The 22,801-nt window shown below is 36.6% G+C and carries 20 protein-coding genes; 3 read left to right on the top strand and 17 right to left on the bottom strand.

Annotated features, from left to right (window positions below; genetic code table 11):
* Positions 1–2 precede the first annotated feature (2 nt).
* The 3 genes from sdaAB to PB01_RS06425 all read right to left on the bottom strand — a co-directional run bounded on the left by sdaAB (position 3) and on the right by PB01_RS06425 (position 3,401).
* Positions 3–665 carry an L-serine ammonia-lyase, iron-sulfur-dependent subunit beta gene (gene sdaAB, locus PB01_RS06435; RefSeq protein WP_151699437.1) on the bottom strand — a complete coding sequence of 221 codons (663 nt, stop codon included), beginning with the start codon at positions 663–665 and terminating at the stop codon, positions 3–5.
* Between the two features lie 700 nt (positions 666–1,365).
* Positions 1,366–3,021, bottom strand: a complete 1,656-nt coding sequence (locus tag PB01_RS06430; protein ID WP_151699436.1) for a DAK2 domain-containing protein — start codon at positions 3,019–3,021, stop codon at positions 1,366–1,368.
* A 17-nt stretch (positions 3,022–3,038) separates the two neighbouring features.
* Positions 3,039–3,401, bottom strand: coding sequence for an Asp23/Gls24 family envelope stress response protein (locus PB01_RS06425; protein ID WP_151699435.1), 363 nt, complete (start codon positions 3,399–3,401; stop codon positions 3,039–3,041).
* Between the two features lie 280 nt (positions 3,402–3,681).
* On the opposite strand from PB01_RS06425, the gene rpmB reads away from it, so the two are divergent.
* Positions 3,682–3,870 carry a 50S ribosomal protein L28 gene (gene rpmB / locus PB01_RS06420; RefSeq protein ID WP_151699434.1) on the top strand — a complete coding sequence of 63 codons (189 nt, stop codon included), beginning with the start codon at positions 3,682–3,684 and terminating at the stop codon, positions 3,868–3,870.
* Positions 3,871–4,126: 256 nt separating this feature from the next.
* On the opposite strand, the gene spoVM is transcribed toward rpmB, so the two are convergent.
* The 13 genes from spoVM to gmk all read right to left on the bottom strand — a co-directional run bounded on the left by spoVM (position 4,127) and on the right by gmk (position 16,586).
* Positions 4,127–4,222, bottom strand: a complete 96-nt coding sequence (gene spoVM / locus PB01_RS06415) for a stage V sporulation protein SpoVM (RefSeq protein WP_151699433.1) — start codon at positions 4,220–4,222, stop codon at positions 4,127–4,129.
* 14 nt (positions 4,223–4,236) lie between these two features.
* A complete protein-coding gene (locus PB01_RS06410; RefSeq protein ID WP_151699432.1) occupies positions 4,237–4,893 on the bottom strand; it encodes a thiamine diphosphokinase in 657 nt (218 codons plus the stop codon).
* Positions 4,890–5,558: a ribulose-phosphate 3-epimerase gene (rpe, locus tag PB01_RS06405; RefSeq protein WP_151699431.1), complete on the bottom strand. Its 669-nt coding sequence runs from the start codon at positions 5,556–5,558 to the stop codon at positions 4,890–4,892. Before rpe ends, PB01_RS06410 begins: the two co-directional genes overlap by 4 nt.
* A 2-nt stretch (positions 5,559–5,560) precedes the next feature.
* The gene (gene rsgA, locus PB01_RS06400) at positions 5,561–6,442 is read right to left on the bottom strand and encodes a ribosome small subunit-dependent GTPase A (RefSeq protein WP_151699430.1); all 882 of its coding nucleotides are present in this window, start codon (positions 6,440–6,442) and stop codon (positions 5,561–5,563) included.
* A gap of 11 nt (positions 6,443–6,453) precedes the next feature.
* Entirely contained in the window at positions 6,454–8,421 is a 1,968-nt protein-coding gene (gene pknB, locus PB01_RS06395; RefSeq protein ID WP_151699429.1) for a Stk1 family PASTA domain-containing Ser/Thr kinase, read from the bottom strand.
* Positions 8,422–8,423: 2 nt separating this feature from the next.
* The gene (locus PB01_RS06390; protein ID WP_151699428.1) at positions 8,424–9,161 is read right to left on the bottom strand and encodes a Stp1/IreP family PP2C-type Ser/Thr phosphatase; all 738 of its coding nucleotides are present in this window, start codon (positions 9,159–9,161) and stop codon (positions 8,424–8,426) included.
* Positions 9,162–9,219: 58 nt separating this feature from the next.
* Positions 9,220–10,602 (bottom strand): 16S rRNA (cytosine(967)-C(5))-methyltransferase RsmB, encoded by a 1,383-nt coding sequence (gene rsmB / locus PB01_RS06385; protein WP_151699427.1) that lies wholly within the window; start codon positions 10,600–10,602, stop codon positions 9,220–9,222.
* On the bottom strand, positions 10,599–11,540 hold the full coding sequence (gene fmt / locus PB01_RS06380; RefSeq protein ID WP_151699426.1) for a methionyl-tRNA formyltransferase: 942 nt from the start codon (positions 11,538–11,540) through the stop codon (positions 10,599–10,601). The genes rsmB and fmt overlap by 4 nt, the downstream gene beginning before the upstream one ends.
* A complete protein-coding gene (gene def, locus PB01_RS06375) occupies positions 11,537–12,025 on the bottom strand; it encodes a peptide deformylase (RefSeq protein WP_151699425.1) in 489 nt (162 codons plus the stop codon). Before def ends, fmt begins: the two co-directional genes overlap by 4 nt.
* Positions 12,026–12,048: 23 nt before the next feature.
* Positions 12,049–14,460, bottom strand: coding sequence for a primosomal protein N' (priA, locus tag PB01_RS06370; RefSeq protein WP_151699424.1), 2,412 nt, complete (start codon positions 14,458–14,460; stop codon positions 12,049–12,051).
* The gene (gene coaBC / locus PB01_RS06365; protein WP_151699423.1) at positions 14,457–15,665 is read right to left on the bottom strand and encodes a bifunctional phosphopantothenoylcysteine decarboxylase/phosphopantothenate--cysteine ligase CoaBC; all 1,209 of its coding nucleotides are present in this window, start codon (positions 15,663–15,665) and stop codon (positions 14,457–14,459) included. Before coaBC ends, priA begins: the two co-directional genes overlap by 4 nt.
* Positions 15,666–15,740: 75 nt before the next feature.
* On the bottom strand, positions 15,741–15,965 hold the full coding sequence (gene rpoZ / locus PB01_RS06360) for a DNA-directed RNA polymerase subunit omega (RefSeq protein ID WP_151699422.1): 225 nt from the start codon (positions 15,963–15,965) through the stop codon (positions 15,741–15,743).
* A complete protein-coding gene (gene gmk, locus PB01_RS06355) occupies positions 15,966–16,586 on the bottom strand; it encodes a guanylate kinase (RefSeq protein WP_151699421.1) in 621 nt (206 codons plus the stop codon).
* Between the two features lie 464 nt (positions 16,587–17,050).
* On the opposite strand from gmk, the gene PB01_RS06350 reads away from it, so the two are divergent.
* A complete protein-coding gene (locus PB01_RS06350; RefSeq protein ID WP_151699420.1) occupies positions 17,051–18,736 on the top strand; it encodes an Rqc2 family fibronectin-binding protein in 1,686 nt (561 codons plus the stop codon).
* A 323-nt stretch (positions 18,737–19,059) separates the two neighbouring features.
* Positions 19,060–19,686, top strand: coding sequence for a hypothetical protein (locus PB01_RS06345; protein ID WP_151699419.1), 627 nt, complete (start codon positions 19,060–19,062; stop codon positions 19,684–19,686).
* Positions 19,687–20,274: 588 nt separating this feature from the next.
* Here the strand turns inward: PB01_RS06345 and aspA are convergent.
* Positions 20,275–21,699, bottom strand: coding sequence for an aspartate ammonia-lyase (aspA, locus tag PB01_RS06340; RefSeq protein WP_151701988.1), 1,425 nt, complete (start codon positions 21,697–21,699; stop codon positions 20,275–20,277).
* Between the last annotated feature and the right edge of the window lie 1,102 nt (positions 21,700–22,801).

The following is a 22,801-nucleotide window of genomic DNA, read 5'->3' as shown; positions in this document are numbered from 1 at the left end:
CCTCAGTCCGCTATTCTTGTTACTTGTGTAATATTAGGTAAAGCACCTATCTCTTCTAGTATATGTGTCTCTACATTTTGATCGACTTCGATAATCATTAATGCCATATTTCCTTTTTCTTTTCGAGAAACTTCCATATGACCAATATTTATATCGTATTTCGCTAAACAATTAGCAACGTTTGCAATACAACCCGATCGGTCTTCATGTACGACCAAAATCGCCGCTAGATTCCCCGAAAGTCTAAGTGGAAAACCATTTAACTCTGTAATTTCTATTTTTCCTCCACCAATTGATATACCAACCAAAGACATTTCTTGATGCCCATCGCCAATGACAATTCGGGCTGTATTAGGATGTTCAGTATGCGCTGTCTCCGGAATGAACTCAAAGGTAAGTCCCGCTTTTTCAGCATCTTCAAAAGCGGTCTTAATACGTTCGTCAAAGGTATCATAATCTAGCAATCCACCAATAATCGCAATATCTGTTCCATGACCTTTATATGTTTCAGCAAAAGATCCATATAAATGTATTTTAGCCCATGTAGGTTGTTTACCAAATAAATCTCTTGCTACTCTCCCGATTCGAGCCGCTCCAGCAGTATGCGAGGAGGATGGTCCGATCATAACAGGTCCAATTATGTCAAAAACAGATTTGAACTTCATTGCATAGACCCCCAATTTTATATTTTTCTTCTATTTTACACTGTATACCCATTTTAAACAAAAGATAGATGGGATAACACTAATCAACCCAACCATATTTCTATCCCATAAGCGTAATGATTTAGATTAAAGAATGCAATATTTCTAAAAAAACAGCAAGCGTTCTTTAAGTGCATTTTGTCTTCGCAATTTCTACAGTGCTGTGAACGAAAGCTTGACTACATTATTAACGAAGGCTTTTATGAAGGATCTGGAAGTGACTGCGTCATTTCAGATCCTCTCTTTTCGGTAATCCTGTGGCGGATGTTTGTCTGTCGCCCTCTTGAAATAAGTAAAGACATAATGAATTTGGTTTGGATAATGAGAGATGAGATACTTTCCTATTCTTTTAAAAGCGGACGAAGATACAATTTCGTCCGCTCATCGCTTCTTTATCAATAGATGCTTTCTATTTTATCTCAGTTTCCATTTGCTATATATTTGAACAAGAGAAAGAACAAGAAGCATATTTTCTATCTTTCTTTGTAGAGTTGATTGTAGCGGAAGGCGGCGACTCCAGCGGGGGAAACGTGTCCAGGTGAGACCCCACAGCGTAGCGAGGAGGCTCACGGACCTGCAGCGGAAATCAACCAGTTCACTGCATAAAACTTGTATACCTATTCTTTTAAAAAGCCACGAGAAATTTTCTCGTGGCTTTCTATTATTCCACAGATAAAATATATGGATATAATGGTTGTTTACCGTTATATAATTCTATTTCGGCATCTTCGAATTGTTCTTCTACAAAAGCTGCAAAATTCGAAGCTTCTTCTTTCGAAACATCTTGACCGTAAATGATTGTCACAATTTCCGCATTCTCATCAATAAGCGATTGTGCAAGTTTTGTTGCTGCTTCTTCTCGGGATGGTGTAGAAAGAATAATTTTTCCTTCTGCAATTGCCATAAAATCATCTTTCTTAATTTCCACGCCATCAATCGAAGTATCACGTACTGCAAAAGTCACTTGCCCCGTTTTAACATGTGCAAACGCTTCTGTCATACTCTTTTTGTTTTCCTCCACAGTAGCCTGTGCATTGAATGCTAATATTGCTGCCATTCCTTGAGGAAGTGTTTTAGTTGGTACAACCGCTGCTTCAATCCCTAAAATTTCTGCTGCTTGCTCTGCAGCCATAATAATATTTTTATTGTTAGGTAATATTAATACACGCTCCGCACCAACCGCTTCAATTGCTTTTACAATATCTTCAGTTGATGGATTCATCGTTTGCCCACCTTCAATTACAGCGGATGCACCTAAGCTTTTCAGAAGTTCTGAAATACCTTCACCCATAGCAATTGTAACAACCGCATAAGGATACACCTGAGCTTTTTGAATTGGAGCTACTTTTGTATAGCCTTCTCCAACAATCTCAGTATGTTGCTGACGCATGTTTTCGATCTTGATTTTGATTAAATCTCCGTATTGTTGACCATATGTTAAAACTTCACCAGGTGTTTCGGAATGAATATGAATTTTTGCAATTTCATCATCCGAAATAACTAATAGGGAATCTCCATATGCACTTAAATCATTCCGAAAAGCTGTTTCATCAAATACTTTTTTACCTTCTTCGAATCGAACCATAAATTCCGTACAAAATCCAAACTCAATATCAGCAGTATCCATGAAGCCTTGAACATTTTTATGATGTTCAGCACTTACTAAATCATCCATAGACGAGCTTACTGTTTTTTCTGGTAATGCTTCGCCCTTTAAGCTAGCTAAAAATCCCTCATAAACAAAAACTAATCCTTGTCCACCACTATCCACAACGCCAACTTCTTTTAGTACCGGCAATAAATCTGGTGTTCGATTTAAAGATGCCTTCGCCTCTATTACAATTTTCTCCATTAGCAAACAAATATCTTCTTCTGTTTTACTAACTTCTACCGCTTTCTTAGCTGAATCTTTTGCAACTGTTAAGATTGTCCCTTCAACTGGCTTCATTACTGCTTTATACGCTGTTTCCACACCGTAATTTAATGCTTGAGCAAATTGTTTGGTATCTACCGTCGATAGCTGCTCCACAGACTTTCCAAATCCTCGAAATAATTGAGATAAAATGACTCCAGAGTTACCTCTTGCCCCCATAAGTAAACCTTTCGATAAAGCTTGTGCTGTTTTACCAATATGTTCAACGGTGTGCGCAGCTATTTCTTTTGCACCAGAGGTCATAGATAAATTCATATTTGTACCCGTGTCTCCATCAGGAACTGGGAATACATTCAAAGCATCCACATAGTCCGCATTTTGAAATAAGTGATGAGCACCCATTTTGACCATATCTGCAAACTGTATACCATTAATTGATTTCATTGTTTTCTCTCCCTCATTTACAAGCTTGCCACGCGAGCTCCTTGTACATATACATTAACGGATTTCACTGACATACTAAGAGATTTTTTTAGAGTGTATTTTACTTTCGATTGTACTTGATAAGCTATTTCAGAAATTTTTGTTCCGTAACTAACAATAATATACATATCAATATGTAAGTCTTCTTTTTCTTGCCTTACAATTACACCTCTTGTAAAATTTTCTTTTCTTAATATATCTGTTAAACCATCTCTTATTTGATGCTTTGAGGCCATACCAACTATCCCGTAACATTCCATAGCAGCTCCGCCGGCAATTTGTGCGATCGCATCTTGTGATATATCAATTTGACCGAATTCATTTTTCAATTCAATTGACATAGCTAAACCTCCCAAATCCTTTTTGACTATCCATAATTGTACTACACCCTTTATAATTATAAAAGAGAGCGTTTACACGAATACTATTTCATTTTATCTTATATTATATGGGAAGATTGCTTATTAAGGAAACATTAATAGTATTGAAATCAATTTTAGTGTGTAAAGGTTTTTTTCTTGATAAGCCTTGCACTTCATAAAAGTCTGTGGTAAATTATTAAAGTATGTGAAATAACGAACTGAAAAAACTTTCAGCTTCTTTTTTAAAGGAGGAAATATAATGCCAAAAGTATGTGCAATCACAGGGCGTAAAGCTCGTGCTGGTAATGCTCGTTCTCACGCAATGAACGCTACTAAGCGTACATGGGGGGCAAACCTTCAAAAGGTCCGTATTCTTGTAAACGGTAAACCTAAACGTGTATGGGTTTCTGCTAGAGCTATGAAATCAGGAAAAGTTGAGCGCGTTTAATCGCACTCATAATTAATGCCAGGTTGACAATTGTCGACCTGGCATTTTTTTATTTTCGGGAAACTATTCATTCCAAGAAGGCTTTGAACACGAGATTTCCGAAAAAAGTGAATGAGGAAATGACTCGGTCACTTCCTCATTCACTTATATTTTCCGATAATAGAGTAAGTAAGGTGGCGATCAAGGCAAGGACACGTTACGCTTAAAGGGTCCTTCTTTCTTGCGGATTACATTGGAAATTATGCCCTTACTAATATTACTCTTTCTTTACTTCTTCTTTTCTAAACATGCGAATACAAACTCTCATAATACTACTAACTGATTTAGGTAATCTAAATGTGTAAACCTTCACACAATTCCTCCCTTTTAGTCGCTGCTTCTTATCATTAAACATATGCCAGCGGTAATAGAGATAGTACCATTTCGTCCACTTACTTGATTACTAGTAAATTTTGCATTACCTATTAAAATATTTTCTTCTGTTACTTCATATAAAAATCCTCGAAGTGAAATATCTTCTACTGTTTCTCCAAATGAGAAGAAGGAGACATATTTAAAGTAATTATCGTGTTCAATTTCATGCTTTCCAGGCAATAAAAAACGAATAATATTTTGCTTATTACGAATATAAAAAACAATCTCAGGGTATTCTCTTTGAAATCTTACCATATCATGCAAAACAGCTTCATAATGATCCAGTCTACCACCTGTTACTGCTGTTAAAATTACTGAATCTGGATTGTATGTTAAGGCTCTAAGTATAGCTAAATGTGTATCCGTCTCATCTTTCTCGGGGGGCATAATCGTCATTTTTTTAACAGACTTTCTGAGAAATTGATATTCCTCTTCTAGTAAAGAATCAAAATCACCGATGATTTCATTTGGCGTAATTCCATTTGTTAATAAATGAAGAGCTCCCCGATCTGCTCCGATAAATACAGTTTCTTCTTTAGAAAAAGGAAGCTGTCTAAAATCAACAACTTCCTCTACTGGTCCTCCTGAACAAACAATCACACTTTTCATTTCGTTGTAGCGCTAAGACCAGCATCTTTTATTGCTTGCAAAGCTTTCCCCTTATCCGGAGCATTATAAATTGCGGAGCCTGCCACAAATATCGTAGCTCCAGCTTCTACACATGGAATGATCGTTTCTTCATTTATACCGCCATCTATCTCAATTTCAATCGACAAGTTTCTTTCCTTCACAATATCTGCCAATTGTTTTACTTTCGGTACAACGGATTGAATAAATTTCTGCCCACCAAAACCTGGATTAACTGTCATAAATAAAACCATATCTATATCCTCTAATACATGTTGAATCGATTCAACTGGAGTATGTGGATTCAATACTACTCCTGGTTTAACTCCAAAAGAACGAATTAATTGAATCGTGCGATGAAGATGCGGACAAGCTTCTACATGAACAGTAATATAATCAGCACCAGCTTTTGCAAATGCTTCGATGTATTGGTCTGCATTTTCAATCATTAAATGTACGTCTAATGGAAGTTTTGTTAATGGTCTTAATGCTTCTACCACAATCGGACCCATTGTAATATTCGGAACAAAATGACCATCCATTACATCAATATGAATGAGTTCTGCGCCAGCCTTTTCCACTTCTACTACTTCTTCCCCAAGCTTTGCAAAATTTGCAGCTAAAATCGATGGAGCAATTTTCACCATGTTTAGTACCTCGGCTTTCTTTCAAGAATTTCATTAAAAAACTGTAAATAGTGTTTATAGCGATAATCTTTTATTTTTCCAGTCTCTATAGCTACTTTTACAGCACATTTCGGTTCATTTACATGCATACATCCTCTATATTTGCATTCATCTTGTATCTCTACAAATTCAGGAAAACAACTGGAAAGCGCTTCTTTTTCCATTAAGTCAAATTCAAAAGAGCTAAAACCAGGTGTATCAGCAAGCAAACCACCACAAACCTCTATTAGTTCAACATGTCTAGTCGTATGCTTCCCCCGGCCTAGCGCATCCGAAATAACACCCGTTTTTAAATTTAATGTGGGTAGAATCGTATTTAGCAGCGTCGATTTCCCTACACCAGATTGTCCCGCAAGCACGGTTGTTTTGCCTTTCAATAAAGGAGTAATTTTATCATCAAATTGTGGATCGTCTTTGAAAGTCATGAAGACTTGATAACCAATTTGTTCATATTCTTTTATATATTGTTTAATGGTTTCCTCCATTTTTTCATCTAACAAATCACTTTTTGTTAAACAAATAATGGGTTCGATATGAAAAGACTCTAGCACGACTAAAAAACGGTCTAATAAGATCGTATTAAAATCTGGTTCTTTCACTGAAAACACTAATATGGCTTGATCGATATTGGCGATAGGTGGGCGAACGAGACTATTTTTTCGTTCATGAATAACCGTAATTGTTCCGTCATTGTTCCCTTCTACTGTATAATCGACAAAGTCACCGACTAACGGCGATTCTCCCCTATTTCTAAATACACCGCGTCCGCGGCATTGGATTAATTGATCCTTATCATAAACATAATAAAATCCGCTCAATGCTTTTCTAATTTGTCCTGTCGGCATCCGATACCTCCTTATTCTACGTCATTATAATCAATTGTTTCTTGTGCGATTTCGGTTGAATCGACCGTAACACGATATGCTGCTTTTTGGCCTTCAACTATTTCTAACTTTAATATTTTTTCTACCGGTTCTCTTAATACGAATTCCTCAGCCGGTTCTAATAATGATCTTGTTTTATCTTGTATATAAATACGAACTACTTTTTCTTTTTGTTCAGACTCTTCTGCCCCATCTTCATCCGTTGCAGGTTCATATGGAATACTCACCGTTTTAACAACTAATTTTGTTCGTGCGGGTTTTGGTCCATCTGATATAACAACTTCTATTGTGCTTCCTGGCTCTAATTTGCTATTAGGCAAAGGTAATTGACTTATAACATTTCCTTTTGTAACTGTATCTGAATTCTGCTTATCAGCCACTTTAATTTTAAAACCAGAAGTTTTCTCGTAATCACTCATGGCTTTCTCATTATAACCAGTCAAATCATTCACTGTACGTAAATCTTGTCCTTTACTAACGGTAAATATTAAATCCGTTTCGGATGGAATGATATTTTCTCCAGCTACTGGATCTTGTTCCAAAATAGTGCCAACTGGCTCATTAGAAAACACCGGCCTAGCTTCTAACGAGCGTAAATCTTGGTTTTGTAGTAACGCTTTCACTTGCTCAATATCTCTACCCCTATAATCGGAAAGCTCAGAAGACTCTTTACCAGATGACACAAACAGGGTAATCTCCGTTCCTTTTTCGCGAAGCTTTCCTGCCTCTGGCATTGTTCGAATGACAAATCCTTCTTCAATATCTTCCGAAAACTCAAGTTTCGGTTCACCAACCTTAAAACTTTCTGCTTCTAATTGTTCGATAGCCTGCTTTAATTCTAAATTTACTACATTCGGGACTTCCACTTTATTAGGTTTTAAAAGTCCAGGAAATACTAGGAAAGTCAAAAGTACAAGTGCGACAATTCCCGCAATAAGTCCACCTATTAACTTCCTCTTTTTGTTTTTCTTCGGTACTTTCGTTTCTTTTGAAGTAGTCATTGTAGGTATTTTTTTTGTTTCGGATACCTCTGCAAAAGAAACAGGTTCTTTAATAACAGGTAGAACTTTTGTTGCATCATCATCCATAGCAACAACGAACTTTTCTTCTCCAAATCTTTCTGGGGATAATGCAGTTGCTAAATCTTCTTCCATTTCCTCTGCAGATCGATAGCGATTTTTCGGATCTTTTGCCGTTGCTTTTAACACGACATTCTCGAGGCTTTGAGGTATGGAAGGAATAATCGCTCTAATAGATGGAGTTTCCGTTTGTAAATGCTTCAATGCAATAGAGACCGCTGATTCTCCCGAAAAAGGAAGTTGTCCTGTCAATAGCTCAAATAGGACTATTCCCAAGGCATAGATATCTGATCTGTTCGTTGCCATTCCACCCCGCGCTTGCTCAGGTGATAAATAATGGACAGTTCCAAGCACAGAGTTGGTTTGCGTATAGGACGTTGCACTTAATGCCATAGCAATCCCAAAATCAGTTACTTTTACCTTACCTTCTTCATCCAATAATATATTCTGTGGCTTAACATCGCGATGAATAATATGGTTGTTATGTGCATTGGCAATAGCTGATGTCAATTGCTTCATAATGGTAACTGATTTATTGGGAGAAATAGGCGCATCACTTTGTATGTATTGTTTTAACGTTTCCCCTTTCACATACTCCATTACAATATATTGAATGTCTTCGTCCTCACCTACATCATATATACTTACTATATTAGGGTGTGTAAGGCTAGTGGCAGATAATGCTTCCCGCTGAAAACGGCGACGTAGCTCTTCTTCATTTGAAAAATCATATCGCAACACTTTAATAGCAACATCACGATCTAAGATCATGTCATGTGCCAAATAAACATTCGACATTCCACCGCCGCCAATCATCTCAAGCAACTTATATCTGCCGCTAATTCGTTTACCGATTAACATCCTCACACCTCCTCATCATTATTAGATAATAAGATTAATGATATATTATCTTCTCCACCAGTTAAATTTGCCTCGTCCACGAGCACAGTACTTTTTTCTTGTATTGTTTGATCAGCATAAAGAGTGGTGTGTATAAATAGTTCACTTAGTTTGTTACTCAAACCATCTGTGCAAAATAGAAAGTAAGAGTTTGGCTGAAATTTTACTTCATAAAAATCAGGCTGAATAGATATCTCTGTCCCTACTGCTTTCATGAGTACATTTTTCTTCGGATGCGTTTTTGCTTGTTCTTCCGTTATTTCTCCAGAATCAATTAAAACGTTTACAAAGGAATGGTCCCGTGTAATTTGCCTTATTCCGTTTGGAGTTGCTTGATATACCCGGCTATCTCCAACATGGGCAATTATCCCTCTGTAACCTTCAAATAAACCAGCGATTAAAGTAGTGCCCATTCCTTCACAACCTGGTGTGATGGCAGAATGTTTAGCAATTGTCTGATTAATGGACTGGAATGTGTAGGTTAACCAATCCTTCGCTTTCACAATGGAAGGATTATAGGCTGCAAAATATTTTTCAAACTCCGTTATTGCTATTTCGCTTGCAACATCGCCAGCTTTATGTCCACCCATTCCATCTGCAATTACAGCCAGAACCCGTCCGTCTGGCCGAACAAAGACATCTACCCGATCCTCATTTACTATTCTTTTCATACCGACATCGGTTTTAACATCGAACTTCATTTATTCCTTCACCTCTTTTTAAATGGAAAGAAATCTCAACTTCTCTATACAGATTTACCTAGTCTCTAACCGCCAGCTGCCCCATATCGCCGGCTGCTTTTCTAAAGACCGAAACAAAAAATCCATCGCTTCTTAAATCCTGTGGAAATAGTTGAAGCATTCCTTCTTGCTCTTGTTCTTTTATACTTTTAATAACGTCTGGAAATGGTTGAAGTTGCATATCAGGATGGGCTTCTAAAAATAATTTAGCCGTTCCTTCATTTTCATCTCGATCCACTGTACAAGTACTATAAACTAACAGACCATCTTGTTTAAGCAGTTTATACGCTTCATCCAATAAATTCAGCTGAATTGGTTTAAGCGATGCAAAATCTTTTTCATTTTTTGTGTATTTAATATCTGGTTTTCGCTTCATTACACCTAAACCACTGCATGGTGCATCCACTAAAATACGATCAAAACTTTGTTCTGGATAAACTTCAGTTGCTTTACGACCATCCATTTCTACCGTTTCGATAAAGCTAAAGCCTAGTCTTTCCGCATTTTCTTTCACTAATTTTAGTTTATGCTGATGGATATCCATCGCAATGAGCTTTCCACTGTTTTTCATTTTTTCTGCAATATGTGTCGTTTTTCCTCCTGGAGCCGAACACATGTCAAGTACGGTCATTCCCGGTTCTACTTGAAGTGCATACGCAGGAATCATCGAACTTTCGTCTTGAATTGTCACAAAGCCTTTTTGAAATGCAGTCGTTCTAGCAGCTTGACCATTGAATAAATAAATACACTCAGGAATAACTTCGCTTTGGGCAACGACATATCCTTCTTGTGTCAATAAATGAAGTACTTGTTCCACCGTTCGTTTAAATAAATTGACACGAAGCGTAGTTACAGGCGGCTCATTATTCTCTTTTAACATTTTTGCAGTCTTGTCAAATCCATACTCTGAAACAAATCTCTTCACCATCCAAAGAGGATGACTTGTTTCAATAGAAAGCCTTTCTAACTCATCTTTAATTTCTTCCGTAGAACGAACACCTTCTCTTAAAATAGAACGAAGAATCCCGTTTACAGTACTGGAAATCCCTTTATGTCCTCTTCTTTTGGCAATATTAACTGCTTCATTCACAGCTGCGTGATCCGGAATTCGTGATAAGTAATGGATTTGATATAACGAGAGACGAAGTAATTGTAAAACCCAATCATCTAATTTTCCTTTGATAAATGGTTGTAAATAATAATCCAAAGTCATTTTGTATTGAATTGTGCCATACGTTAATTCAGTTAATAATGCACGGTCTTTATCTTCAATTGTATATTTTTCAATCGTTTGATGTAATAATAAGTTGCTATAAGCTTGTTGCTTTTCAACGGCCATTAATATTGTAAGTGCTGCATCACGAACATTACCTGTCCAAATTTTTTCTGTTTTTTTTGTCATTCAAATGTATCTCCTATTCGCAATTTCGAACCTACGCCGCGCAAATAATCGACTGCGGACATTTTCTTTTTTCCAGCTGGTTGTAATTCATTTATTCGAATTGCTTCTTCAAATCCTGTTTGAACAACAAAATAATCCGACTCTATTTGCACAACTTTTCCTGGTTGTTCTTTCGTATTCACTTGAATTGTGTCTGCTTTCCAAACTTTAACGGATTGTTCATCTAACGTCGTATAAGCAACTGGCCATGGGTGCAACCCACGTATTTGGTTGTGTATAGCTAGTGCGGATTTGTTCCAATCAATTCTCTCTTGCTCACGTGAAATATTTTTGGCAAACGTCACTTGGGATTCATCTTGTATCACACGTTTATTTGTTTTGGAAATAATGGAAGGTAACGTTTCTTTTAATAAATCGGAACCAACAGCACTTAACTTATCAAATAGGATACCTGTATCATCTGAATGCCCAATAGGAATTTCACTTTGAGAAATAATATCTCCTGCATCCAATTTTTCTTCCATATACATAATGGTTACACCTGTTTTATCTTGTCCATCCATAATAGCTTGATGAATGGGCGCACCTCCACGATAAGCAGGTAACAAAGATGCATGCACATTAATAGAGCCAAGTGCAGGTACATCAAGTAACTCTTTTGGTAATAGCTGTCCAAATGCAGCAGTTACGATTAACTCTGGATTTAAAGCAATAATTTCCTTTAATTCCTCCGAACCTTTTAGTTTGGTAGGCTGAATTACTGGCAGGCCAAGTTTTAGGGCTTCTTCTTTTACTGGAGGAGCAGTTAATACTTTTTTTCTTCCAACAGGACGATCCGGCTGCGTGACAACCGCTAACACATTATATCCTTCTTCTACAAGCATTCGTAATATTGGAGCAGAGAATGCAGGGGTTCCCATGAAAACAATATTTGTCATGCTTCTTCCTCCTCATTCTCTAGTTCTTCCAAATCTACATAACGTATGATTTTGGTTGTGAATAAAACGCCGTGTAAATGATCGATTTCATGCAAAATGGCTCTTGCTTCATAATCCTCTGCTTCTAATTCATATAAAGCACCATCCCGGTCTTGTGCTTCCACCTTTACATAGAATGGACGCTCCACTTCCCCATATATATCTGGAAAGCTTAAACAGCCTTCTATTTCAATCTCAGAACCGCCAACTTCGACTACTTCCGGATTAATCATTTCTATGATTTCTTGTCCTTCTCCTAGGTCGACGATTGCGATTTGCATTGTTTCTCCAACTTGTGGCGCTGCAAGTCCTATCCCATCAGAAGCAATCATTGTGTCGTACATATCATCTAAAAGTGTTGCTAGTTTTTTATCAAAAGCTTTTACTTCTGTACATTTTGTCGTAAGTATTTCATTTGGATGTGTAATAACTGGCCGTATTGCCATTTCTTTTCCTCATTTCAAACAGCTTATAAGATAGTGGATGGATCTAGATCAACTGATAAGATAATTCCTTTTTTCATCCACTCTGTACGATAAATTTTTATTAGTTGTTGTAGTTTTTCGATTAATAGGGGTTCTTTTTTGTATTTTATCAAACATTGGTAACGATATCTATTTTGTATCTTACTGATAGCACATGCTGTTGGACCAACAACCATTGTCTGCTCCGATAGATTCGCTCTTAACCAATCCGTCGCGAGCCTTGCGTATTCAGACGCAATTAGGACATTTTCATGTGTCACTTGAACTAATGTTAAATAATAAAATGGTGGATATTCATATTGTTTCCGAACTTGCATTTCTTTATGATAAAAAGGTTCAAACAACTGATCTTTCGAAAGCTCAATCGCGTAATGTTCTGGAGTATAGGTTTGTATATACACTTTTCCTTCTTTATCATGCCTACCCGCTCTTCCACTTACTTGCGTCATCAATTGGAATGTTTTTTCCGCAGCACGGAAATCTGCTAAATGCAGAGTGGTATCAGCATTTAACACGCCTACTAGCGTTATATTTGGAAAGTCTAACCCTTTAGCAATCATTTGTGTGCCAAGTAAAATATCTGCTTCCCCGTCTCCGAATTGCTTTAAAATTCGCTCATGGGATCCTTTTGTTCTTGTTGTGTCTACATCCATTCGAAGCACTCTAGCTAAAGGAAATAATCTCGCAATTTCTTCTTCTACTTTTTGTGTCCCTGTCCCAAAAAAGCGAATATGTTCACTCGTACATTCCGGACACTTCGTTGGTACTGGCTCCTCATGGCCACAGTAATGACATTTAAGTTGCTCCCCAGCACGGTGATACGTAAGGGAAATATCACACTGCTTACATTCCACAACTGTTCCGCAATCTCGACATAAAACAAAAGAAGAGAATCCACGTTTATTTAAAAACAACACAATTTGCTCTTTTTTATCTAACTTTTCTCTTACAGCATCCGCTAGATCGATACTAAACATGGATCGGTTTCCATTTTTCAGCTCTGTTCGCATATCGACAACATTCACGGTTGGCAAAGCTTGCTCTTTCGCTCGCATTTTCAATGTTAACAATGTATAAACACCTTTAGCTGCACGTGCATACGATTCAAGTGAAGGCGTTGCACTTCCTAATATTACGGGGCAGTTGTGGTACTCACTTCGCCAAATCGCTACATCCCGAGCATGGTACCTTGGAGTATCTTCTTGTTTGTAAGTAGATTCATGTTCTTCATCTAAGATGATAAGCCCTAAATCTTTAAATGGGGCAAAAATGGCGGATCTTGCACCAACGACCACTTTTACTTCTCCTCGCCAAATTTTGCGCCATTCATCGTACTTTTCACCGACTGATAATCCACTATGCATAACAGCAACTTGATCACCAAAACGCAGTTTGAATCGGCGAGTCATTTGCGGGGTCAAAGAAATTTCGGGAACAAGCATGATTGCTTGCTTTCCTTTTAAGATCGAATTTTCGATTGCATTTAAATAAATTTCCGTCTTCCCACTGCCTGTAATACCATGGACAAGGAATGTCGTGCTTTCCGCATTGTTTTGGGCATGATTAATTTTTTTTAGTGCCAATGCTTGTTCATCAGTTAGTTGAAATCTTTTATCCTTGTCATCGTATTCTAACGAAGAGATTTCACGATAAACTTCTTCTTTATCTTTTTCTAAAATATTTTTTTCAATTAATACTTTAATCGTACTACTATTTGCGTTAGCTGTTTCTTTCAATTCTTCCATTGTAAAAGACGTTTGTTGTTGAATTAATAACCATTCCATTAATTCTTTTTGCTTGATCGCCGACTTACTTAGATTGCTTAATTGTTCATGAATAAATTCTTTGTTGGCTACTACACGATACTTAGCAATAGTTTTTGCTTTGGCATTCTGTTTAATGACTGTCTCCAGTTGGACAAACCCTTGCATTAAGTATTTTTTCATTTGTCGCAAGTAACCAGCTTTTTCAATAACATCATAAGAAATAGACTCTTTTTTACCAAACAAAGCTAGAAAGTTTTCGTCTAGTTCAGATGGGTCTATTAACTTAATATTTTTCTTATACGAAGCACGTAAAGCAGCTGGAAGCATTACTTGAAGTGCATCAATTTCATAGCATAGCGTTTTATTCGTAAGCCATTTGGATAATTGCAAGAGCTCTTCCGTTACAACAGGCTCCACATCAATGATCGATTGGATCTCTTTTAACTTGGAAATATCAAAGTCGGTATGTTCTTTTATGTTTGTTATAAACCCTTGCACTTTACGATTTCCAAAAGGGACATGGACTCGACTCCCACGTTCAACGAGTGATTCCAAATGCTCTGGTACGCTATAATCAAATGGTCGGTCAATTGGATACGCAGACACATCTACAATGACTTCTACAATCATTTCAGTTCATCATTTTCTAATTTAAGAATAGTTTGAAGTAGTTGAAGCGCAAGCTCCTTTTTAGGTAGATGAGCAAAATGCAATTCTACATCATCTTTCCCTACTAAAGTGACGGAATTTGTTTCAGTTCCAAATCCTGACCCTGCTTCTGTCACATCATTAGCAACAATATAATCCGCATTTTTCTTTTCCAATTTACTTTTTGCATAATGAACTACATCATTTGTTTCTGCTGCAAATCCGATTAATAGCTGGTTCGTTTTTCTCTTGCCTAATTCTGCAAGAATATCGCTTGTCCGCTCCAAAACAATCATCGAATCCCCTTGTTGCTTCTTCATTTTTTGACTATGTACTTCTTTCGGTTTATAATCAGCGACCGCCGCAGTTTTAATGACAATGGAAGCGGTGTAAAATTGCTCCATTACAGCGTCGTACATCTCTTTAGCACTTTCAACCGGAATAAGCGTAACATTTGACGGAGCATCTATACTAACTGGTCCGGAAATTAAAACCGTTTCTGCACCTAAATTAGCAGCAGCTTCCGCCATTGCATACCCCATCTTTCCACTTGAAAAATTCGTTAAAAAGCGAACAGGATCAATTAGTTCTCTTGTAGGACCAGCCGTCACAACTACTTTTTGTCCTTTTAAAGGTAACTCTTTTGGTGAAAAATAAGCTTCTACCAATTTCACCATTTTTTCTGGTTCCTCTAGACGACCTTTCCCTACATAACCACATGCCAAAAAACCTTCAGAAGGCTCGATAAATGAATATCCGTCTTTTGAAAGTTGAGCAATATTACGTATAACCGCAGCATTTTCATACATATGCACATTCATCGCAGGTGCAATCCAAACCTTTGCAGTAGTTGCAAGTAAAGTAGTCGTTACCATATCATCCGCAATTCCATTCGCAAGCTTGCCAATCACGTTCGCCGTAGCTGGCGCAACAATAACTAAATCCGCCCAGTCTGCTAAATTAATATGCGCAATCACGCTAGAATCTTTCTCATCAAATGTATCAAAATACACATCATTTCGAGACATTACTTGAAAACTTAAAGGTTGTACAAATTCCATCGCAGACTTCGTCATTATTACTTTTACATCTGCTCCAGCTTGGGTAAGTTTACTTACAAGTGCAACCGCCTTATAAACAGCAATACCACCTGTCACACAAACAACAATTTTTTTAGAAGTTAACATATCAATTTCTCCCCTCTAAACAACAATCTCCCAAAGAACTATTCATTCTTTGGGAGGTGCTTGCTTCAAAATGTATTATACTTCGTCCTCGTAAATTGCATTTTCATGGGATGATTCGATCGTAAGTTCACCCTGTGCTACTTCTTCTAATGCTTTCCCAACTTGTTTAGCAGAAACATATGAAGTTAAACGCTCGCCGCCTTCTTCTTGTAACTGTCTAGCTCTTTTGGAAGCTACACTTACTAACGAATATTTGGAATCGATTTTATTTTTTAATGAGTCTACTGATGGATATAACATTTATAATTCCCCTTCCAACATGGCTAAATATCTTTTTTCTACGCGTTCACGTCGACAATGTTCTGCAGCAACAATGGCATTAATTTTTGCACATGCTTTTGCAACTTCATCATTTTCAACGACATAATCATATAAATGCATCATTTCTAATTCTTGCCTAGCAGCTTGAATTCTAGAATTGATCACATCTTCTGTTTCCGTTCCTCTACCTATTAGTCGCTGTTCTAGTTCAGATAAGCTAGGGGGAGCTAAGAAAATATAAAGTGCTTCTGGAGCTTTTTGACGTACAACACTTGCTCCTTGAACTTCTATTTCTAAAAACACATCTCGGCCAGAATCGAGTGTTTCATTAACATAATCAATCGGAGTACCATAATAATTTCCTACATATGAGGCATATTCTAATAACTTCCCTTGTTCAATTAACTGTTCAAACGCTTCTTTTTGCTTAAAGAAATAATCTACTCCATCTATTTCGCCTTCACGAGGAAGTCTAGTCGTCATAGAGATGGAATATTCATAATTTGTTCCGGGCTCTGAAAACAATTCTTTTCTCACTGTCCCTTTACCAACACCAGAAGGGCCTGATAAAACGATCAATATACCTTTTTCTCTTCGCATAATGTCTCCTTCATATACATGCATACTCCGTTTGCCTGTACATTTATAACAGTTTACATACTTAACACATTATAACACAAGTTTCATTTAAAATGATAAGATAATAAAGAAAAGGGTCAGCTCGTCTCAGTAAAAAATTGCTACACGGATTTAACGCTCTGGAATTCGCTTTCCGCTGAGCGAGCGCCGAGCCTCCTCCTCAGCAAGCGCTTCGTGCGTGGTCTCGCTGATCCCGCAGGAGTCTCATGCTCCTGCGCAAAGCTCGTCGCAAAAAAAATTACCTCCGCGCTAAATCCTTTTATAAGAGGTTATGATTCAGTAAATAGTTTCTAAAAAAACTAAATAAGAATTCTTCAATCTACTAGCAAGGCGCTGAAATAGAAAAATCTGTAATATAAGTGTACTAAAATAACAAGCTGGCGTACAAAGCCAGAAAAAAATATAGTTTTGAAAGAGGACATATTATGGCTTTTGATGGTTTATTTACAATTTCAATGAAAAATGAATTGCAACAATTAGTAACGGGACGTATTTCTAAAATACATCAACCAAATGCGCAAGAAATTTTAATGCAAATTCGTGCACAAGGACAGAACTTTAAATTATTGTTTTCTGTACACCCTTCTTATTCACGTGTGCAAATTACAAACGAAACAATTGACAATCCTGCAACACCTCCATTATTTTGCATGGTTTTACGTAAACATTTAGAAGGTGGAATCATTTCTTCTATTCGCCAACATGAAACAGATCGTATTATTATCTTCCAAATTCAAAGTAAAAATGAAATTGGAGATGACATTACACGAGAAATCCATATGGAAATCATGGGGCGTCATAGTAACTTACTATTAGTTGACCCAACTCGAAATCTAATCTTGGAAAGCATAAAGCACTTATCGCCTTCCATGAATAGTTACCGAACAATTTTACCTGGTCAGCCTTATATTGCACCTCCTGCTCAAAATAAGCTCCATCCCTTAGCGTATTCGGAGGAACTGTTGAAAGTGATTCAATCGGTCAATGAATCCAATGAGATCGTCGAGCAGATTTCCGGTTTCTCTCCTTTACATGCAAAAGAATTACTTCATCGATTCCACAACAGTGCGAATCGTGTCGAAATTTACAAGAAATATATGAAGGAATTTGAACAAGGTGGAGCCGCGATACAAATTGTCGAATCAGGCGGAAAAACGTATTATTCACCGAATGAATTAACTCATCTAGGTGGCGACAAATTTAGCGAAAAAACGCTAGGAAATTTACTTGACAGAGTGTATTTCGCCAAAGCTGAACGAGATCGTGTAAAACAACAAGCAGGAGACCTAGAAAAATGGCTTCAAAACGAATTAAACAAATTGAAGCTGAAGATGAAAAAACTCCAAAAAGATTTCGAACAAGCCGAAAAACTAGATACATTCCAATTGTATGGAGAGCTATTAATGGCAAACTCTTATTCAATTGAAAAAGGGCTAAAAGAAGTGGAGCTAGTGAACTATTACGATGAGGATGGAAAAACAGTTGTCATTCCTTTAGATAACCGAAAATCAGCAACACAAAATGCACAAAGCTACTACAGTCGCTATACAAAAGCAAAAACTGCATTACTAAAAATCGAGCAACAATTCGAGATTACGAATGAAGATATTGCCTACTTTGAATTACTACTGCAACAAGTGATGCAAGCATCTCCAACAGACATCGAAGAAATTCGAGAAGAGTTAATTGAACAAGGCTTATTAAAAGCACGGGCATCCAAAAAGAAGAAAAAACCAACGAAACCAACACCTGAAAAATTCTTTGCTTCAGATGGCACAGAAATTTCAGTCGGTAAAAATAATAAACAAAATGATTTTGTTACATTTAAGTTAGCTAAAAAATCGGACACTTGGCTTCATACCAAGGATATCCCAGGATCCCATGTTGTTATACATTCCGATAATCCATCTGAAACAGCTCTTTTAGAAGCAGCGAATCTTGCAGCGTATTTTAGCAAAGCTCGGGAGTCTGCTTCTGTGCCAGTGGATTATACGATAATTAAGCAAGTGAAGAAGCCGAGTGGGGCTAAACCGGGGTTTGTTATTTATTTTGAGCAGACTACGTTGTTTGTTACACCGGATGAAGAGAAGATTAGGCATATGAAGAAATAAAAAAAGATTATCAGAGTAGCTTGATGGGCTATTTTGATAATCTTTTGTTTTAGGTAATAAACACCACATTGGACATGATACGGTTCACCGAACAAAACATAATGACATGGTAAAACTTGAACACAAAGTATTCATAATCTATATAGATATTCCCACAATCTTATTTTGGATAACTAATGATAGATTACTTATTTCCTACTTCGTTAAATTAAATAAACTCGTTGATTCTAATTTAGACAAAATTAACATTACTACGGAATCTAGCTATTTTGTCCAAGTTCACTTATTCCATTTCCATATACTAATAGAAAAGAGGTGAGAATGTGAGTATTAATGAGTATAACCCTTTACGTAAAGATATAGTAAAAATAGAATCGGCACATCAAGAGTGTATTGACCGCGCTTATCGTATTCCCATATTTTTAAGTACGACAACTCATTTAAATGACAACCAACAACGGTTTCTAAACCGTCTGATTTTAGAGATTGAGAATGCTTTACTTTTTCCGCGCACATTACCATTAAGCGAAAGTTATCCCGAATCCATTTTAACTGATATTCGTCGGTTAGTTTCATCAAGCTATGGGATGTTAGCAGTAAACCTTCGTCGCTTTAAAATACGAACAGTTGAGGTCAATACAGGATCACGCCCACCATCAACCTCAGTCTGGGAAGGATCTGTTTATTCACAAGTAGAACCTTCAATGGCTTTTCAATTTGGTCTACCATTATTATTAGTAAGGGAAGAAGACACTGACGCAAATAATGGAATTTGGGCAGGAGGAATTGCCCCACTCAACCTATTTATAGTTTGGCATTCTGAAACTCAAACTGTTGATCAATTCTTTAACACTCCTGAATGGAGATCAGCCTTTGCAAATTGGTGTGCACAAGTAAGAAATGCTTTTTATATTCAGACAGAGCCTAAGTTCAAGTACAGATGCGAATGATAAACCGGCACTTTAGAATTAAGTCAAAAATATACAAGGTTTTGTTCACCTTTATATATTTCCGACTTATTTACATGAAAAATATTTTTAGTGAAAGGCGCCGAGTTCTCACACTATTCAGAATTCAATAAGTGCCTAGTACCTTTCATGCGTTGTTTAGTTTTGGACAAATGCATCTGCCCGACCTGGATTTTTCATCAGAACAAGCGCTTTTCTCTGGTCCTTAAGCTACCCTTCCCTAACGAGATACTTATTTTTTATTTCGTCATCATATGTGACTCCTGTTCTTATTATCCTCACTGTTTTGCACTCCTTTTTAATTTATTATTTTTCTTCCCAACAAATTAAAGCCTAAGTATAAAAAACAATACTTAGACTTAAATACTAGATTTATAGTGCCAGGCACCAAGACTATTTTGAATAGTTTGCGTGCCTGAACACTATGCACTTCAGTGCGTTTTTAAATTCATCATGTTGATTTGGCATTCAGGACATTTTTCTATCAAATGAAAATGTGTCCGCCAATGTTCCACACTTATCATCTGATTAAAAACTCCCTTACTTCTTTTTCATACTAAAACTTTGCAATCAACTCTTTACAAGAGTTCTACCACCAGCAATACCAGGATGTGTCATTTCAAATGGATCTAATATTAAATCTAATTGTTCTGCCGTTAAAGCGCCAGATTGTATACAAAGTTCACGTACAGAAGCCCCGGTAGCAATGGCTTCTTTTGCAATTTGAGCTGCAAGTTCGTATCCGATATGCGGATTTACTGCAGTGATAATTCCCACACTTTTTTCAACGTATTCTCTTAAACGTTCTTTATTTGCCGTAATGCCTACTAAACATTTTTCAGTAAATACTGTAAATACATTATTCATAATCGAAATGGATTGGATTAAATTATAAAATAGAACCGGTTCCATGACATTTAGTTCAAATTGGCCAGCTTCAGAAGCTGCAGAAATAGTTAAATCATTCCCCATGACTTGGAAAGCTACTTGGTTTACGACTTCAGCCATTACAGGATTTACTTTTCCAGGCATGATTGATGACCCTGGTTGACGAGCAGGTAATTTGATTTCAAATAAACCATCTCGTGGTCCAGAAGCCATTAAGCGAAAGTCATTTGCGATTTTTGACATATTAATCATACAAACTTTTAAATTTGCAGATACTTCCGTATAACAATCTGTATTTTGAGTAGCGTCCACTAAATGTTCGGCACATTTTAATGGTAAGTCACTGAATTCACTAAGATTTCGAACGACTAATTTAATATATAAAGGATCTGCATTTAATCCTGTACCAACGGCAGTTGCACCCATATTGATGTCATATAAGTGTTTTCTCGAAAGTGAAATTCGATCAATGTCACGTGAAATGACACGACTATATGATTCAAATTCTTGACTCAATAAGATTGGCACAGCATCTTGAAGATGAGTACGCCCCATTTTAATAATACCTTCAAATTCTTTTGCTTTCGAAACAAATGCTTTTTGCATCGTTTTAGTAGCTTCCAGTAATTGATCCATTAAGCGCAGTACTGCGATATGTATAGCCGTTGGGAATGCATCATTTGTTGATTGTGACATATTAATATGGCTATTTGGGCTAATGAATGTATAATTCCCTTTTTCTTCTCCCATTAGCTCAAGAGCACGATTTGCAATGACTTCGTTTGCATTCATATTAATTGATGTTCCTGCACCACCTTGAATAGGATCGACAATAAATTGATCATTCCATTTTCCAGCAATAACTTCATCACATGCTTGAATAATCAATTGTCCGATTTCTTTCTCCAACATGCCAACTTCCATATTTGCTAATGCTGCAGCTTTTTTCACAATACCTAAAGATTTTATAAGTTCCGGGTGAATTCGATATCCTGTAATCGGAAAGTTTTCGACTGCTCTCATTGTTTGAACTCCATAATAAGCATTTTTCGGAATTTCCTTTTCCCCTAAAAAATCTTTTTCCATACGAAACTCTGTGGTAACCATTATCATAATCTCCATTTCTAAGAAAACATTTATTTTAGAATATTATTCATCTCTTAATAGATTAACACAATCTAAAAGTAATAATCCTAGATTATTACCTACAAACACAAAATCCCACTAAAAAGTTGACTTGTCTGCTTTTCAGTGGAATTCTCTTTTTCACCTAAAAGATGAAAAAAGAATCCTTTTCTGTTAAGTTTATTGCTGTTAACAGGCATTTTATTCCTTCTTAAAAACGTCAATTTTTTTCAAATTCCTTCAGATGAAAATACACAATCACTTAAAGGCCATATAAAACCTCTACGTATAGTAGTCTTAATGTAGGTTTTTCACTAGCGTCTCCAATAATTTATTGGAAATCGGTAAATACCATTGTTCAAATGCTATTTTCCGTGTAATCTTATCCACTTGTGTGACTCTTTTTAGTGGATTTGTATAGATTACTATCACCAAACCATTATAAAGGTTTTTTCTATGGAGAAATAGTAATGCAGAAAATTCAAATCTAATTCGTGTATTAAATTATTTTAATGCGACACTAGAGAAATTATATATTTTTAAAGTTTCAATTATAGAATTGTAAAGGGCCATTTTAATTAAATCCCTAAAATAAAATAAGCCTAAAAAAACGGTTTGTTTTTCTAGAGAGCACTGAAAAAATCCAGATATTTTAACTTATCGAGATATTCGACGATTTAATCGTGGAATATCTCGATTTTTTTATTTAAATCAATGGAACATACAGAGCAGGAAGCTTTCCAAATGACCGAGGAATTCAAGGAAAAGCGAAATTATTCTACAAGATTGAAGCGAAAAACAGTAAACTAAATAACTGACACGGGTATGATTTAGCCTCATCCACGAGTCTATTTGGAATAAACATACAGGGTGCCCTTGCCGTATTCGCTGCCAATCTCTAGCGATTCATAACCTTGACGAAGGAAAAAGAGTAGAAATAGGGTAAAAAGAGAGCAGAAAAAGAAGGTATCTTTCCACCATATTGACGCGAAGTTGCCTTTTTTCATAATAGCTGTTTTAGCAAATTGAAAAATTGGAGTTTTCAATATCTTCGGAGTACAAGGGCAACTTTTGTATTATATAA

This window comes from Psychrobacillus glaciei, assembly GCF_008973485.1.
GTDB classification, from domain to species: domain Bacteria; phylum Bacillota; class Bacilli; order Bacillales_A; family Planococcaceae; genus Psychrobacillus; species Psychrobacillus glaciei.
Note: the sequence above shows the minus strand (reverse complement) of the source record. Positions and strands in the feature narration are given on the sequence as shown.